Below are 16,172 nucleotides of genomic sequence, written 5' to 3'. Positions count from 1 at the left end.
GCACGCTGACGATGAGCCAGTCGGGCGGCGACACCATCATCGCGCTCGACACCGACGGCGACACGGTGGCGGATGCCGAGATCCACCTCACCGGGCTGCTCACGCTGACGGAGCGGGACTTCGTGCTTTAGAGAGCTGGGCGGGGCCAATCGGTCGAACGGCCCCGGCACCCGCATTCAACGCTATCGGGCGTGCGCCAGCGCCTTATCCGACGATGAGTTGCTTGATCTGAAGCGCCTCGAGTTCCAGCTGGTTCAGCCGGAAATGCACGACGTCGCCGATGGTAATCATGCCGATCAGCGCGTCGCCATCGACCACGGGCATGTGGCGGAACCGGCCTTCGGTCATGAGCCGCAGCACGACCACGAGCGGCTCGTCGGCGGTGCAGGTCTCGACCGTGCGCGTCATCACCTCTTCCACACGGTGCGGCAGCGTTTTACCCGGCTGGTCGGCCAGTTTGCGCACGATGTCGCGCTCGGACAGGATGCCCGCGAGCTTGCCCTCTTCGTCGACGCACAACAGCGCCCCGATCCGATTGTCGCGCAACAGGACGACCGCGTCATGCAGGGTCTGCTCCGGGTGGATCGTGATGATCCGACCGTCCTTCTTGTCCAGAACGTCCTGCACCGTCGCGTGGCTGACGGTGGTATTGGACGAGACCGACTGGCTGGTCGTCCGGGGGTGTTCGTCGTCCTTGCGCAGATGCGGGCGGTATGATTCGGGCATTTGGCGTTCCTTGCTTGTTCAGACGGCGTGGGTCATACGCATAGTCTAAACCGCAAATCGCGCAGTTGGGTTCAAAATTCGTGCCGGAACAGTTTCTTACCCCCTTGGTCGCCACGATCATCTTCGTGATCGCCTGCATCGCGGGATACGGCTACCGCCGCGTGTGGAAGGCGGAAGAGGCGCGGTGGAAGCTGTGGGTCTACGGCGTGATCGCCGCCGCGGCGCTGCTGGTGCTGGCCTTCATCCCGCTCTCGACGCCCGGCTGACGGGGTCAGGCGCGGCTTTCCGCGTTTTCCAGCATCTTCCGGGCGCGCGGACAGTCGGAGAGGCGGTCGCGCAGCGGGCTGTCCGGGTCGATTTCCTTTTTGCACACGATGCAATGATCGGCGCCCGCGATGGCGTTGAGGCCCCCGCAGCTTCCCTTGATCCGCTTGTTCGAAAAGATCACGCCCACCGCCATGCCCAGCATGACGAGGACGAGAAGTCCGAAGGTGAGGATGAGGGTGTCCATGCGGTGCCCCGGTGTCAGGCTTGCAGCGCCGAGAAGCGGCTGCTTTCGGTGGTCTTGTAACCCTCGGCGCCGTCACGGTCGATGAACACCACCGCGAGGTTCTGCGCCTCGGCGATCTCCAGCCCGCGGTCCCGGCCCAGAACCAGCATCGCGGTGGACCATGCGTCGGCCAGCATCGCGTTTTCCGTCAGGACGCTTGCCGAAACGGTGTTGTGGGTGATGGGTCGGCCCGTGGTCGGGTCGATGATGTGGGAATAGCGCGTCCCGTCCGCCTCGAAATAGTTGCGGTAATCGCCCGAGGTCGCCATCCCGAGGTTCGAGACATCGACGACGCTGTAGACACTGCGCGCGCCCGCGACCGGGCTTTCGATCCCGATATGCCACGGCGTGCCGTCCGCATTGTGCCCGGCGGTGTAAAGGTCGCCGCCGATCTCGACCATGAAGTTCTCGATCCCGAAGCTGCGCACCGCCGTCGCCACGCGGTCGACACCATGCCCCTTGCCGATGGCGGGCAGGTAGATCTCTGCACCCGCCACGGATTTGCGCAGCGTGCCGTTTTCAAGCGTCAGCACGCGCGATTGCCCGGTGAGTACGCGCGCTTCGGCAATCGCACCTTCCTCGGGAACGTGCGCGGTGGACCCCGCTGCGCCGAACCCCCAAAGGTCGATGAGCGGGCCCACGGTGACATCGAAGCGCCCGTCGGAGGCGGCATGGACCGCATTCGCGTTTTCCATCAGGTCGGCCAGCGCGGGCGACAGGCGGACCGCTTCGGTTCCGGCGGCGTTCACGCGCGAGATTTCCGAGGTCGCGTCCCAGTTCGACATCTCGTCATTGACCTGAGCGAGGGCGGTGTCGATCGCGGCCGCCAGTGCCGCGCGGTCGACCGCCTTGCCGCCTTTCAGCGCCACGACGTTATACTGCGTGCCCATCGTCATCCCGGTGAATTTCAGCACCTCGTCCTCGAGGTTGCAGGCCGCGAGGGCCGCCGTCGAAAGGATCAGGAAGGATCGGCGGGAGAGGGTCGGGATGCCGGACACTGCGCTAAACTCCGTAGATTGGCGCGCATCGGGCGCGCAGCCTGTCCATAATATCACCGTCCGGGGGCCGCAACCGCATGCACTGGACAATTTGGGCCAAAAAAGCGGTCGGATGCACTTTTGTTCGGCGGCGCAGCATTGCATAAGGGCGCAAAAATTCGGATGGCGACCACCGTGCAAAACTACACGCTACGAAAAGGTCTCGACCTGCCCATCGCGGGGGCGGTGACGGACACGACGATTCATACGGCGAATGTCGGAACCGTCGCGCTGCTGGGGCATGATTATCGCGGCCTGAAGCCGCGGCTGGCGGTGGAAGAGGGCGATACCGTCGCCGCCGGCGCGCCGATTTTCGTGCATAAGGACAATCCCGAAGCCCAGATCACCGCGCCCGTATCGGGCCGGATTCGCGCGGTTCACCGCGGCGCGCGGCGTCGTCTGATTTCGGTCGAAATCGAAGTGGACGCGGGCGCTGCCGCGCCGGTGGACTTCTCCGCCGTGGGTGACGTTGCCACGCGCGAAGGTCTGGTCGAACGCCTCGCGGCCGCCGGTCTGTGGACCTCGTTCCGCACGCGCCCCTATTCCAAGGTGCCGCTGACGACCGACGCGCCGGCCGCGATCTACGTCAACGCGATGGACACCGAGCCGCTGGCGGCCGATCCCGCCCTCATCATCCATGAAGCGCCCGAGGCGTTTTCGCGCGGGCTGGAAGCCATTGCCAAGCTGACCGACGGCAAAACCTATCTCTGCCAGTCGCAGGGCGCGTCCATTCCCGGTGCCGACCTTGCCGGGATCACGCCCGTCGCGTTTTCCGGCCCGCACCCCGCGGGTCTGCCCGGCACGCACATGCATTTCGTCGAGCCGCCTTCGGCCACCAAGACGGTCTGGAGCATCGGCTATCAGGACGTCATCGCCATCGGTCAACTTCTCCTGACCGGAAAGCTGGACGCGACCCGCGTCGTCGCGATCACCGGACCGCTCGCCAAGCCGCGCCTCGTGCGCACCGTCATGGGCGCCTCGCTGACCGAGCTGTGCGCGGGCGACAACCCGGACGGCCTGCCGATGCGCATGATCTCGGGCTCGGTTCTGTCGGGCCATGCGGGCGAGGGGGCGGATGCCTATCTCGGTCGCTACGACCGCCAGATCACGCTGATCGAAGAAGACCACAAGCAGATCCCGCTGGGCTGGATCAGGCCGATGGGGTCGAAATTCGCAATCCAGCCCGTGCTGGGGTCGGCCTTCGCGAACAAGCTTTACAGCCTGACAACCAACCTCAACGGCGGACGCCGCGCGATGGTGCCGACGGGCACGTTCGAGCAGCTCATGCCGCAAGATTACCTGCCGACGCAGCTTCTGCGGTCGCTTCTGGTGATGGACACGGATCAGGCGCAGGCGCTGGGCGCGCTGGAACTGGACGAAGAGGACCTGGGCCTCGTCGGGTTCGCGTGCCCCGCGAAATACGAATACGGCATGGCGCTGCGCGACTGCCTGACCAAGATCGAGAAAGAGGGCTAGGGCATGGGTCTGCGCAACTTCTTCGACAGGATCGAGCCCAATTTCGTCAAGGGCGGCAAGTACGAACGCTACTTTCCGATCTACGAAATGGTCGAAAGCTTCCTGTTCACGCCCAAGACGGTGACGACCGCCGCGCCCCACGCGCGGTCCTACGTCGATATGAAGCGGATCATGACCTATGTCGTGATCGCCACGGTGCCTTGCATCCTGTTCGGCATGTATAACGTGGGTCTTCAGACCAACATGGCGATTGCCGAGTTCGGCGCGTCGGGCTGGCGCGCGTGGATCATCGAGACGCTGGGCATCGGCTTCAACGCGAACAACGCGCTGGCGAACGTGCTGCACGGCGCGCTTTATTTCCTGCCGATCTACATCGTGACGCTCGCCGCTGGCGGGTTCTGGGAGGTGCTTTTCGCCACCATCCGCCGCCACGAAGTGAACGAGGGCTTCCTCGTCACCTCGATGCTCTACACCCTGATCCTACCCGCCTCGACGCCGCTCTGGCAGGTGGCGCTGGGTATCTCATTCGGCGTGGTCATCGGGAAAGAGGTGTTCGGCGGCACCGGCAAGAACTTCCTCAACCCCGCCCTCGTCGGCCGCGCGTTCCTCTATTTCGCCTATCCCGCCTATATGTCCGGTGACACGATCTGGACCCCGGTGGACGGCTATTCGGGCGCGACCGCGCTGGCGGTGACCGCATCGGAAGGGGTCAGCCAGCTTGCCACCTACGGCATCACATGGATGGACGCCTTCGTCGGCACCATTCAGGGTAGCTTCGGCGAGACCTCGACCATCGCTTGTCTGATCGGTCTGGCGTTCCTGCTCACCACCCGGATCGCCAACTACCGTATGGTGCTGGGCTGCCTTCTGGGCATGATCGCGTTTTCGTCCCTTCTGAACTGGATCGGATCGGACACCAACCCGGCCTTCGCGACCCCGTGGTACTGGCACCTCGTGATCGGCGGCTATGCCTTCGGCCTCGTCTTCATGGTGACCGAACCCGTTTCGGGCTCCCACACCAACGCAGGCCGCTGGATCTACGGCGCGCTCATCGGGTTCATGGTCGTCATGATCCGCGTCATCAACCCGGCGTTCCCCGAAGGCATGATGCTGGCCATCCTGTTCGGCAACGTCTTTGCGCCATTGATCGACTACTTCGTCGTGCAGGCCAACATCCGCAGGAGGGCACGCCGCAATGCCTGACAAGGATACCAAAAACCGCGTGAACGAGACCGGCGAGGCCGAATTCACGCCCGAAATGAACCCGCCCGTCCGTGACGAGCCGCTGACCGAGGCACAGAAGGCCCGCAAGGGTCCGATCCGCCGCTTCCTCGACACCCCGCCGGACAACACCGTGAAAACGGTCGTCGTCGCGCTGGCCCTGTGTCTGGTGGCCTCGATGGTGGTGTCCGCCGCCGCCGTGTCGCTGCGCCCGCTTCAAGAACAGAACGCGGCACTGGACAAGCAGGTGAACATCGTCGAAGTCGCGGGCCGGTATGAAGAGGGGATGGATGTCGCCGCCGCCTTTGCCGACTTCGAACCCCACGTGGTCGAACTCGCTACCGGCGCTTTCGCTGATGGTGCCGATGTCGAAGGTCAGGTGCTCGACCCGCTCACCTTCGACGATCGCGCTGCCGCCGACGATCTGACCCTGTCGGCGCCGCTGGACGACGATCCGGCAGGCATCGGTCGGCAGGCGAATTACGTCACCGTCTACCTTCTGCGGGCCGATGACGGGTCGCTCGACAAGGTGATCCTGCCTGTCTACGGCTACGGCCTCTGGTCCACGCTTTACGGCTTCATCGCCGTGGAAGAGGACGGGAACACGATCTTCGGCCTTCAGTTCTACGAACATGCCGAAACCCCCGGCCTTGGCGCCGAAGTCGACAACCCGCGGTGGAAGGCGCTCTGGCGCGGCAAGAAGCTGCGCGACGATGAGGGCGACCTCGAGATCAACGTCGGCAAGACCGTCACCGCCGCCGGGCCGGACTATCACGTCGATGCCCTGTCGGGCGCCACGCTCACCTCGCGCGGTGTCGACAGCCTCGTGCGGTTCTGGATGAGCGAGCGCGGCTTCGAACCTTTCCTTGAACGCGTCAGAGCGGGAGAGATCTGATGGCACAGACCTACCGGACCATGCTGGTCGACCCGATGGTCGACAACAACCCGATCACGCTTCAGGTGCTGGGCATCTGTTCCGCGCTCGCCGTGACATCGTCGCTTCAGGTTGCGGCGGTCATGGCCATCGCCGTGACGCTGGTGACGGGCTTTTCCTCCATGTTCATCTCCGCGATCCGCACCCAGATCCCCAGCTCGATCCGTATCATCGTGCAGATGATCATCATCGCCTCGCTGGTGATCGTGGTGGATCAGGTGCTCAAGGCCTATGCCTATGAGATTTCCAAGACGCTTTCGGTCTTCGTCGGCCTCATCATCACGAACTGCATCGTGATGGGCCGCGCCGAGGCGTTTGCGATGAAGAACCCGCCGATCGCCTCCTTCGTCGATGGCGTCGGCAACGGGCTGGGCTACGGCCTGATCCTGATGATGGTCGGCTTCATCCGCGAACTGCTGGGGTCGGGCAGCCTGTTCGGCGTCACCATCCTGCCGACCGTGAACAACGGCGGCTGGTATGTGCCCAACGGCCTTCTCCTCCTGCCGCCCTCGGCCTTCTTCGTGATCGGTCTTCTGATCTGGGGCTTCCGGTCGTGGAAACCCGAGCAGGTGGAAGAGCGTGAGTACCGCATTCAGACGGTGGAGGCGCACTGATGGAAGCCCTGCTTTCCCTCGCCGTAAAGGCCATCTTCGTCGAGAACATGGCGCTCGCCTTCTTCCTCGGCATGTGCACCTTCCTCGCCGTGTCGAAAAAGATCTCGACCGCCATCGGTCTGGGCATCTCGGTCACGCTGGTTCAGGCCATCACCGTGCCCGCGAACAACCTGATCCTGACCTACCTGCTCGCCCCCGGCGCACTGGCATGGGCGGGGTTCCCGGACGTGGACCTCACCTTCCTCGGCCTCATCAGCTACATCGGCGTCATCGCGGCCATCGTGCAGATCCTCGAAATGGTGCTCGATAAATATTTCCCGCCGCTCTACAACGCTCTGGGCATCTTCCTTCCGCTCATCACGGTGAACTGCGCCATCCTCGGCGGGTCGCTGTTCATGGTGGAACGCGACTACAGCTTCTCCGAGGCGAGCGTCTACGGCGTGTCCTCGGGCCTCGGCTGGGCGCTGGCGATCACCGCCATGGCGGGCGTTCGCGAGAAGCTGAAATACTCCGACATCCCGGACGGGCTTCAGGGTCTTGGCATCACCTTCATCAGCGCGGGGCTCATGGCCATGGCCTTCATGTCCTTCTCCGGCGTGAAACTCTGAGGGGGCAGGCGATATGGAAACCTTCGGACTTGGCGTCGCGCTGTTTTCGGTAATCGTCCTCGCGCTCGTGTCGCTCATCATGGCGGCGCGCTCGCGGCTCGTATCCACCGGCAACGTCAACATCACCATCAACGGCGAACGCACGATTTCCGTGCCGGCCGGTGGCAAGTTGCTCCAGACCCTCGCAGCGGAAAAGCTGTTCGTCCCGTCGGCCTGTGGCGGCGGCGGCACCTGTGCCCAGTGCCGGGTGCGCATCCACGAAGGCGGCGGGTCGATCCTGCCGACCGAGGAAAGCCATATCACGAAACGTGAGGCGGCGTGCGGCGACCGCCTGTCCTGTCAGGTGGCCGTGAAGCAGGACATGCAAGTCGAAGTCCCCGAAGAGGTGTTCGGGGTGAAGAAGTGGGAGTGCACGGTGCGCTCCAACGACAACGTCGCGACCTTCATCAAGAATCTCGTGCTGGAACTGCCCGAAGGCGAAGACGTGAACTTCCGCGCCGGTGGCTACATCCAGATCGAAGCGCCCGCGCATCACGTCAAATACACCGATTTCGACGTGGCCGAGGAATACCGCGAGGACTGGGACAAGTTCGACATCTGGCAGTATGAATCGACCTGCGACGAGCCGATCGAGCGGGCGTATTCCATGGCGAACTACCCGGACGAAAAGGGCCTCATCATGCTCAACGTCCGTATCGCGACCCCGCCGCCGCGCACCCAAGGCATCCCGCCGGGCAAGATGTCGTCCTACATCTTCAACCTGAAGCCGGGCGACAAGGTGACGATCTCCGGCCCGTTCGGCGAGTTCTTCGCCCGCGATACGCCCAAGGAAATGGTGTTCGTCGGCGGCGGTGCGGGCATGGCGCCCATGCGCAGCCACATCTTCGACCAGCTCAAGCGGCTGGAGAACCGCGACCGCAAGATCACCTTCTGGTACGGTGCGCGGTCCAAGCGCGAGATGTTCTTTGTCGAAGATTTCGACCAGCTCGCCCAAGAATTCGACAACTTCGAATGGCACGTGGCCCTGTCCGATGCGCTGCCGGAGGATGACTGGGGCGGCTACACCGGGTTCATTCACAACGTGCTCTTTGAGGAATACCTCAAGAACCACCCGGCGCCGGAAGACTGCGAATACTACATGTGCGGCCCGCCCATCATGAACCAGTCGGTCATCAACATGCTCTTGGAGCTTGGGGTGGACCGCGAGGATATCATGCTCGACGATTTCGGCGGTTGACCGACGCCTGTCACACACGAAACGCCGCCCAACACCGGGCGGCGTTTTCCGTTCGTGCGCCACAGCCGCCTGTGCCGCGCATCCTTGAACAGCGGCGGCTCTGGCCTTTGTCGCCGCACACCCTTAGGGTCACCACCGACGGCGCCCATTTGTTGCGCCCGGACGAGCCAGGCCGCCGACGGCCCAGCCAGCACTCCACACGAAAAGAAAGGGTCGCCCCGATGGCAAACCCAGCAAGCCGTATTCCCCGCCTCATGTCCGTGACCGCGAAAACGTGGATCACGCCGAACATGATCCGCGTCACCTGCGCCGCCGACTGGATCAAGACGATGGAAGCCGGGATCGAAGGCGCACATTTCAAACTGTTCATGCCCAAGCCGGGCCAGACACCCGACGCATTCCAGCGTCAGCTCGAAGATGGCCCGCGCCCTGACGTGCGGACCTACACGATTCGCTTCATCCGCGTGGATGCGGGCGAGATCGACATCGACTTCGTCGACCACGGCGACAGCGGCCCGGCCTCGGCTTGGGCACGGCGGTGCGAACCGGGTGACGTGGCCGCATTCGCCGGGCCGGGCCCGGTGAAGATCAAGGAATTCCACGCCGATACCTATGTCGTCGCCGCCGATATGTCGGCCATCCCCGTTGCCGCTGCGACGCTCGAAGCGATGCCGCGCGACGCCAAGGGCACCGCGTTCTTCGAGATCACGAGCCAGGACGACCGGCAGGAGATCGACGCGCCCGAGGGGATCGACCTCAACTGGCTTATCCACCCGGACCCGAGCGCGCCGCTGACCCAGAGCATCGACCGCATCGGCGCGATGCCCGCGTTTCACGGCACCGTTCAGACCTGCATCGCGGGCGAGAGCGGCATGATAAAAGCCCTGCGGGAAGAGATCGTGAACCGGCGCGGCGTGCCCAAGGGCGACGCTTATATCTCGGGCTACTGGAAGATCGGCCTCATCGAAGATGAGCACCAGCAGGTCAAGCGGGCCGAAGCCGCGGGCTGACCGCGCGCCCTCAGGTCAGATCGGTGGTCAGGTTGAAGCCCTCGGCGCGAAGCTGGGCGACAATTTCTTCGACGTGCAGCTTGTCACGCGCCTCGATCACCACTTCCAGTTCCGCTTGTTTCAGGGCGACGCTTTGGAACATGCGCTGGTGAATGACCTCGACCACATTTGCGCCTGCATCGCCGATCATGCGGGAAATGACGGCGAGTTGGCCGGGCGTGTCGTCGATCTCGAACGTGAGCCGCGCGATGCGCCCGTCGCGCACAAGCCCGCGCAGGATGAGCGTCGACAGGATGCGGCTGTCGATGTTGCCGCCGCAGACCACCAGCCCGACCTTTTTGCCCTGAAGCTCGCCCGCCAGTTTCTGCACCACCGCAAGTCCCGCGCCCGCAGCGCCCTCGGCCACGATTTTTTCGTGGGACAAGAGGTCGAACACCGCCGCCTCGATCTGCTCCTCGGTGACGCTTTCGATCCGGTCGACCCTGCGCCGGATGACCTCGACGTTCGCGGGCGAGGGGGCTTTGACCGCGATCCCTTCGGCCAGTGACGCGCCCTTGAAATGGGGGGCCGTGCCGTCGATGGCCGATTTCACCGCGTCGAACAGCTCCGCCTGCGCGCCGATCACCTGCACGTCCGGCTTGATCGCCTTGGCCGCCGTGGCAATCCCCGCGATCAGCCCGCCGCCGCCGATGGGCACCACGATCACGTCGAGGTCGGGTTCCTGTTCCAGCATTTCGCAGGCCACGGTGCCTTGGCCCGCCACCACCACCGGGTCGTCGAAGGGATGGATCAGCACAAGCCCGTCCCGCGCCATCATCTCGCGCGTGGCCTCCATTGCCTCCTCGAAGGTCTTACCGTGCAGCTCGACCGTCGCGCCGAAATCCTGCGTGCGCTTGATCTTGTTGAAGGGCGTGCCATGCGGCATCACGATCACCGAGGCAATCCCCAGCCGCGTCGCGTGATAGGCCACGCCCTGCGCGTGGTTGCCCGCACTGCACGCGATCACCCCGGCCCTGCGTTCTTCGTCCGTCAGGCTCAGAAGCTTCGCCAGCGCCCCGCGTGCCTTGAAGGCGTTGGTGTGTTGCAGGTTCTCGAGCTTCAGATGTAGGTCGATGCCAAGCTGGAGCGACAGGCGCGTGGCGGGCACGGTCGGCGTGAGCAGGGTGGCATCCGCAATCGCGGCGCGGGCGGTGAGAACATCGTCATAGGTGAGGGTCATGCGGGCCTCCGGATCAAGGCACCCGTCTGAACCCGCCCGCGCGCCGGGTCAAGCCACGTCCGAGCAAAAGAAAACGGCAGCCCCCGGTCAGGGACTGCGGCGCGTGTTCATAAAGTCCGGTCTCAGAAGTGGACCGACAGGCCCATCTGACCCACGTTCTGCGGCGGCGCGAACTTGGTCAGGTTGATGCCTTTCACGGCCTTCTTGTACTCGTCCAGCGTCGGTGTGCGGCCAAGGATGGCGGACAGCACCACGACCGGGGTCGAGGCCAGCAGGCTCTCGCCCTTCTTGTCCTCGGCATCGGCCACGACACGGCCCTGGAACAGGCGGGTCGAGGTGGCGAGCACGGTGTCGCCCTTCGCGGCCTTTTCCTGGTTCCCCATGCACAGGTTACAGCCCGGGCGTTCGAGGTAGAGGATGTTCTCATACTCGGTGCGCGCAGTGGCTTTCGGGGCCAGATCGTCGAACTCGAAGCCCGAGTATTTCTGGAGGATCTCCCAGTCGCCCTCTTCCTTGAGCTCGTCGATGATATTGTAGGTCGGGGCCGACAGCACCAGCGGCGCCTTGAACTCGACCTTGCCGGTTTCCTCTTCGAGGTTCTTGAGCATGTGGGCCACGATCTTCACGTCGCCCTTGTGCACCATGCACGAGCCGACAAAGCCCAGATCGACCTTCTTTTCCGCCCCGTAGTAGGAGATCGGGCGAATGGTGTCGTGGGTGTAACGCTTGGACACGTCCGCGTTGTAGACGTCCGGGTCCGCGATCATCGGCTCGACGATGGCGTCGAGGTCCACGACCACTTCGGCAAAGTATTTGGCGTTGTCGTCGGGCTTCAGCGCAGGCTTGGTGCCCGAACGGATTTCTTCGATCCGGCGCTCGGCGATCCCGATCAGCTTGGCGAGCATGCCGTTTTCATGCTCCATGCCCTTGTCGATCATGATCTGGATGCGGTCGCGCGCAATCTCAAGCGACTCGATCAGCGTCTCGTCTTCGGAGATACAGATCGACGCCTTCGCCTTCATCTCGGCGGTCCAGTCGGTGAAGGTGAACGCCTGGTCGGCCAGAAGCGTGCCGATGTGAACCTCGATGATCCGGCCTTGGAAGACGTTGTCGCCGCACTGTTTCAGCATCTGCTGCTGGGTGGCGTGGACCACGTCGCGGAAGTCCATGTGATCGGCCATTTCGCCTTTGAACGTGACCTTGACCGACTCCGGGATCGGCATCGCCGCCTCGCCGGTGGCAAGCGCCAGCGCCACGGTGCCCGAGTCAGCCCCGAACGCTACACCTTTGGACATGCGGGTGTGGCTGTCGCCGCCGATGATGATCGACCAGTCGTCCACGGTGATGTCGTTCAGCACCTTGTGGATCACGTCCGTCATCGCGTGGTATTCGCCCTTGGGGTCACGCGCGGTGACAAGGCCGAATTTGTTCATGAACGCCATCAGGCGCGGGGTGTTGGCCTGCGCCTTGGCATCCCACACCGACGCGGTGTGACAGCCCGACTGATAGGCCCCATCGACCGAGGGCGACAGGACGGTAGCCGCCATGGCCTCCAGTTCCTGCGAGGTCATGAGGCCGGTGGTGTCCTGCGAGCCGACGATGTTCACCTTCACCCGCACGTCCGATCCGGCGTGAAGCGGCTTGCCCGGCGTGGTGCCGCGCGCATTGGCGTTGAAGATCTTTTCGACGGCGGTCAGACCCTGACCTTCGTGCGACACCTCTTTCGACGGCGCGAACACCTCGGGCATCTCGACGCCCAGCGTTTCGGCCGCGAAGGATTGCAGCATCTTGCCGAAGACGATGGCATAGCTGCTGCCCGCCTTCATGAATTCGACCTTCTGCGGTGTGAAGGCCGAGGAGATGTCGACCAGCTCGTTCCCGTCCGCATCGCGCAGCTTGCGGTTCTTGGTGTCGATCTTCAGCACCGTGCCGGTCTCGACCGAGTACTTCTGTTCGAGCACCGGGTTCCCGTCATTGTTCAGGATCGGCTTGCCGTCGGCGTCCACCTTCTTGACCCAGTTCTTGAGGTCGAGGCCGATGCCACCCGTCACGCCCACGGTCGTCAGGAAGATCGGGGAAATGCCGTTGGTGCCCGCGACGACGGGGGCGTAGTTCACGAACGGCACGTAAGGAGAGGCTTGCTTGCCGGTCCAGAGCGCCACGTTGTTCACGCCGGACATGCGCGACGACCCCACGCCCATCGTGCCTTTCTCGGCGATCAGCATCACACGCTTGCCGGGGTGCTGAAGCTTGAGTTCCTCGATGTGCTTCTGCGCGGCCTCGTCGATCATGCACTTGCCGTGCAGTTCCCGGTCGGACCTCGAGTGCGCCTGATTGCCGGGCGAGAGAAGGTCGGTCGAAATGTCACCCTCGGCAGCGACGTAGGTGACGACTTCGATCTCGTCCTCGATGTCGGGCAGCTTGGTGAAGAATTCGGCATTGGCGTAGCTGTGCAGGATGTCGGTCGCCACGGCGTTCCCGGCTTCATGCGCCTCTTTCAGGCGGGCGGTGTCGGCTTCATATAGGAACACCTGCGTTTTCAGGACTTCGGCGGCCTGCGCGGCGATGTCCGCGTCGTCGCCCAGGGCGAGGTCCAGCAGAACCTCGACCGAGGGGCCGCCCTTCATGTGCGACAAGAGCTCGAACGCGAATTCCGGGGTGATCTCGGCCACCTTGGCTTCGCCCAGAATGATCTTCTTGAGGAACGCCGCTTTCACGCCAGCCGCCGCCGTGGTGCCGGGGAGCGTGTTGTAGATGAAGAAATTGAGCGAATCCGCGCGGTGTTCGTGACCTTCGTCCTCGATCTGCGCGATGATTTCGGCAGCCAATTCCGCGCTGTCGATGGGCTTGGGGTGCAGGCCCTGTGCCTTGCGGGTTTCGATTTCTTCAAGGTAGCTGGCGTAATGGCTCATAAAGGTATCCGCTGGTTGGCTGACGGGTTTCAGTGGGCGAGGCGATCGTCGTCGAACTGCGCGAGTCCTTAGCAGATCGCATTTGTATGCGGTCGTATACATTTCGGATTTCCGGCGCAAGTCCCTTGCACGCGGACCAGTGCCTGCCCCGCGTTCACGCCGCGACCCGTGTGGGCTTTAATTGTGCGGAACTAAACCCGTCCGTCGGGTCAGGCAGCCACCGACCGGCGCGATACCACAGCGTTCCATGCGAGCAGAGCGACGATGACCGCCGCCCCCGTGGCCTCGACCCTGAGGTCGGGCCAGAACACCGCGATGATCGCCGGGGCGAGCGCCACGCGCTGCCAAATCGGGATCGGGGCGAAGAGGAACCCTTCGAGCATCGCCGCAAAGGCCGTCAGGGCCACGATGGCCAGCGCACCATTCCAGATCACGAGGGGCAGGGGGCCGCCCACGATGATGACCTCGTTGAACACCATGAACATGGGGATGAGGTATAGCCCCTTGGCATATTTCCACGCCTGAAAGCTGGTCTCCATCGGTGTGGACCCCGCGATGGCCGCACCCGCGAACCCCGCGAGCGCCACGGGGGGCGTCACGTTACTGTCCTGTGAATACCAGAACACGACGAGGTGGGCGATCAGGATCGGCACGCCGAACTCTTCGGTCAGGGCGGGACCGACGAGGATGATAAGCACGATATAGGCCGCCGTGACCGGCAGACCCATGCCGAGGATCAGGCTCGCGATGATGACGAGGAGCAGGGCGAGGATCATGTTGCCGCCCGAGAACGCCAGCATCATGGCCGAGAATTTCAGCCCCAGCCCGGTCAGACCCACGACCCCCACGATGATCCCTGCCACGGCGCAGGCCATGGACACGGCGACGGCGTTGCGCGCGCCCAGTTCCAATGCCCGAAGCGTCATGTCCCATCCGCGTCCGAGCAGGGCGATGAATCCGTCGAACGAGGGCGAATGACGGAAGAAATCCCACAACGCCCGCGCCACGGCGGCCAGCGCGACCGAGACGACGGCGAAGTAGCCGACCCTGAGCGGCGAATATCCGGCGGTCAGGAAATAGACCAGCACGACCAGTGGGAGCAGGAAATGCCAGCCCTCTTTCAACACGTCGCGCACGCGCGGCAGATCGGCGGCGGGGATACCCTTGAGCCCCAGCTTCACGGCGGCGATATGGACCAGCAGATAGACCGATCCGAAATAGAGCAGGGCCGGAAAGATCGAGACCAGAACGATCTCGATATACGGAACCTGCGTGAACTCGCTCATCAGGAACGCGCCCGCGCCCATGAGCGGCGGCATGATCTGCCCGCCGGTCGAAGCCGCGGCTTCGATCCCGCCTGCCTGCGCGGGGCGGTAGCCGAGCCGTTTCATGAGCGGAATGGTAAAGGCCCCCGTGGTCACCACGTTGGCGATGGCCGAGCCCGAGATCGACCCCATCCCGGCGGAGGCGATGACGGCAGCCTTGGCGGGACCGCCGCGCTGGCGGCCCGTCGCGGCATAGGCGAGGTCGATGAAGAACTTGCCCGCGCCCGTGACCTCCAGAAGCGCGCCGAACAGCACGAAGATGAAGATGAAGGTGGCCGCGACCCCCAGCGGGATACCGAACAGCCCCTCGGCCCCAAGGGTCAACTGGCTTGCCAGTCGGTCGATGGAATAGCCGCGATGATTGAGGATGCCGGGCATGAAATCGGCAAGCCACGGCAACTCGCCCCGCACACCTGCGAAGGAATAGACGATGAAGACCGCGCCGATGATGGTCAGCACGCCGCCCACGGCGCGGCGCGCGGCCTCCAGCACCACGAGGACCGAGATGATGCCCACGACCACGTCGATCTGGCGCGGGATGATCGCGTTGGCGATGATGTCGATATGCGCGGGCACCCAATAGCCGACCAGCACGCCGCACAGGATCAGAGGCCCGTCGATCAGCCAACCGACCACGCCGCGCGGGCGGTGCTTGCCGAAGACCGGGTAAATCAGGAAACACAGGACGAGGATGAAACCCAGATGGATCGGGCGCTGATAGAACAGCCCGAGCGGCTGGATACCCGCCGCGTAAAGCTGGAACAGCGACAGCGCGATCCCGACGACGGTGATCGCCTTCAACACGATCCAGGGTTGTTTCAGGTCCGGCGTCGTGGCCTCGGTCGTGTCCGTCATCGTGCCTCGTCAGGGGTCAGCGCGATGCGCACCCGTTCATGTTCTGCCAGTGCGGAGAGCGAGATTTCGCGGTCGCCGATCCGTAGGCGGTGGTCCACCTTCATCGAACCGGGGCGCAGGATATAGGCGTTGCCGGGAACCGGCTCGTCCAGATCCTCGATCCAATAGCCGCCTTGCCCGTCCGCGATTTGCGTGCCGCGACCGGGGATATGGTCAAGCCCGGCGGCGAAATCGGGCAGGTGGGAGCGGTCCAGCACCATCCTCCCTTCGCGGTTCACGTAGCAATCCGACACTTCGAACCCCTGCACGGAATGGCGCCACAACACGCACCAGCCGTCGCCGGGGGCGACCTGTGCTTCCGTCAGAACCTCTCCGGTGCCCGCAAGCGATGCGGTGAGCGTCCCGGCGGCAGCGGTCATGGAAAAAGAGGAGAGGAGGAGCGCCAGAA

At 64.0% G+C, this 16,172-nt stretch carries 15 protein-coding genes; 8 read left to right on the top strand and 7 right to left on the bottom strand.

All coding sequences use genetic code 11. The features are described 5' to 3' along the window. Positions 1–204: 204 nt before the first annotated feature. Complete coding sequence (locus FCT00_RS21350; protein ID WP_008329952.1) at positions 205–726, bottom strand: CBS domain-containing protein; 522 nt, start codon at positions 724–726, stop codon at positions 205–207. A gap of 80 nt (positions 727–806) precedes the next feature. Here FCT00_RS21350 and FCT00_RS21345 point away from each other — a divergent pair, with 80 nt between their 5' ends. Further along, entirely contained in the window at positions 807–992 is a 186-nt protein-coding gene (locus FCT00_RS21345; protein WP_171043087.1) for a hypothetical protein, read from the top strand. Between the two features lie 5 nt (positions 993–997). Here FCT00_RS21345 and nqrM read toward each other — a convergent pair whose 3' ends face one another. Then, on the bottom strand, positions 998–1,237 hold the full coding sequence (nqrM, locus tag FCT00_RS21340; RefSeq protein ID WP_008329948.1) for a (Na+)-NQR maturation NqrM: 240 nt from the start codon (positions 1,235–1,237) through the stop codon (positions 998–1,000). A gap of 14 nt (positions 1,238–1,251) precedes the next feature. Then, positions 1,252–2,274 (bottom strand): FAD:protein FMN transferase, encoded by a 1,023-nt coding sequence (locus FCT00_RS21335; RefSeq protein WP_138424599.1) that lies wholly within the window; start codon positions 2,272–2,274, stop codon positions 1,252–1,254. A gap of 174 nt (positions 2,275–2,448) precedes the next feature. Between FCT00_RS21335 and FCT00_RS21330 the strand changes: the two genes are divergently transcribed. The 7 genes from FCT00_RS21330 to FCT00_RS21300 all read left to right on the top strand — a co-directional run bounded on the left by FCT00_RS21330 (position 2,449) and on the right by FCT00_RS21300 (position 9,413). Next, positions 2,449–3,789 (top strand): Na(+)-translocating NADH-quinone reductase subunit A, encoded by a 1,341-nt coding sequence (locus FCT00_RS21330; RefSeq protein ID WP_138424606.1) that lies wholly within the window; start codon positions 2,449–2,451, stop codon positions 3,787–3,789. Between the two features lie 3 nt (positions 3,790–3,792). Continuing rightward, positions 3,793–4,992, top strand: coding sequence for an NADH:ubiquinone reductase (Na(+)-transporting) subunit B (locus tag FCT00_RS21325; protein ID WP_008329945.1), 1,200 nt, complete (start codon positions 3,793–3,795; stop codon positions 4,990–4,992). Between the two features lie 55 nt (positions 4,993–5,047). Then, positions 5,048–5,905: a Na(+)-translocating NADH-quinone reductase subunit C gene (locus tag FCT00_RS21320; protein WP_171043088.1), complete on the top strand. Its 858-nt coding sequence runs from the start codon at positions 5,048–5,050 to the stop codon at positions 5,903–5,905. Continuing rightward, positions 5,905–6,558, top strand: coding sequence for an NADH:ubiquinone reductase (Na(+)-transporting) subunit D (locus FCT00_RS21315; RefSeq protein ID WP_138424597.1), 654 nt, complete (start codon positions 5,905–5,907; stop codon positions 6,556–6,558). Before FCT00_RS21320 ends, FCT00_RS21315 begins: the two co-directional genes overlap by 1 nt. Next, a complete protein-coding gene (gene nqrE / locus FCT00_RS21310; protein ID WP_008329942.1) occupies positions 6,558–7,166 on the top strand; it encodes an NADH:ubiquinone reductase (Na(+)-transporting) subunit E in 609 nt (202 codons plus the stop codon). Before FCT00_RS21315 ends, nqrE begins: the two co-directional genes overlap by 1 nt. 13 nt (positions 7,167–7,179) lie before the next feature. Next, positions 7,180–8,403, top strand: coding sequence for an NADH:ubiquinone reductase (Na(+)-transporting) subunit F (nqrF, locus tag FCT00_RS21305; protein ID WP_138424596.1), 1,224 nt, complete (start codon positions 7,180–7,182; stop codon positions 8,401–8,403). Between the two features lie 221 nt (positions 8,404–8,624). Continuing rightward, the gene (locus tag FCT00_RS21300; protein ID WP_235889258.1) at positions 8,625–9,413 is read left to right on the top strand and encodes a siderophore-interacting protein; all 789 of its coding nucleotides are present in this window, start codon (positions 8,625–8,627) and stop codon (positions 9,411–9,413) included. A 10-nt stretch (positions 9,414–9,423) separates the two neighbouring features. Here the strand turns inward: FCT00_RS21300 and FCT00_RS21295 are convergent, their stop codons facing one another. The 4 genes from FCT00_RS21295 to FCT00_RS21280 form a co-directional block, all read right to left on the bottom strand. Next, complete coding sequence (locus FCT00_RS21295; RefSeq protein WP_138424595.1) at positions 9,424–10,632, bottom strand: threonine ammonia-lyase; 1,209 nt, start codon at positions 10,630–10,632, stop codon at positions 9,424–9,426. A gap of 122 nt (positions 10,633–10,754) precedes the next feature. After that, positions 10,755–13,544, bottom strand: a complete 2,790-nt coding sequence (locus FCT00_RS21290) for a bifunctional aconitate hydratase 2/2-methylisocitrate dehydratase (protein WP_138424594.1) — start codon at positions 13,542–13,544, stop codon at positions 10,755–10,757. Positions 13,545–13,753: 209 nt separating this feature from the next. Then, positions 13,754–15,724: a TRAP transporter permease gene (locus tag FCT00_RS21285; RefSeq protein ID WP_138424593.1), complete on the bottom strand. Its 1,971-nt coding sequence runs from the start codon at positions 15,722–15,724 to the stop codon at positions 13,754–13,756. Continuing rightward, a complete protein-coding gene (locus FCT00_RS21280) occupies positions 15,721–16,143 on the bottom strand; it encodes a DUF1850 domain-containing protein (protein ID WP_138424592.1) in 423 nt (140 codons plus the stop codon). The genes FCT00_RS21285 and FCT00_RS21280 overlap by 4 nt, the downstream gene beginning before the upstream one ends. Between the last annotated feature and the right edge of the window lie 29 nt (positions 16,144–16,172).

Origin of the sequence: Maritimibacter alexandrii (assembly GCF_005871115.1) — a bacterium.
GTDB lineage: Bacteria > Pseudomonadota > Alphaproteobacteria > Rhodobacterales > Rhodobacteraceae > Maritimibacter > Maritimibacter alkaliphilus.
Note: the sequence above shows the minus strand (reverse complement) of the source record. Positions and strands in the feature narration are given on the sequence as shown.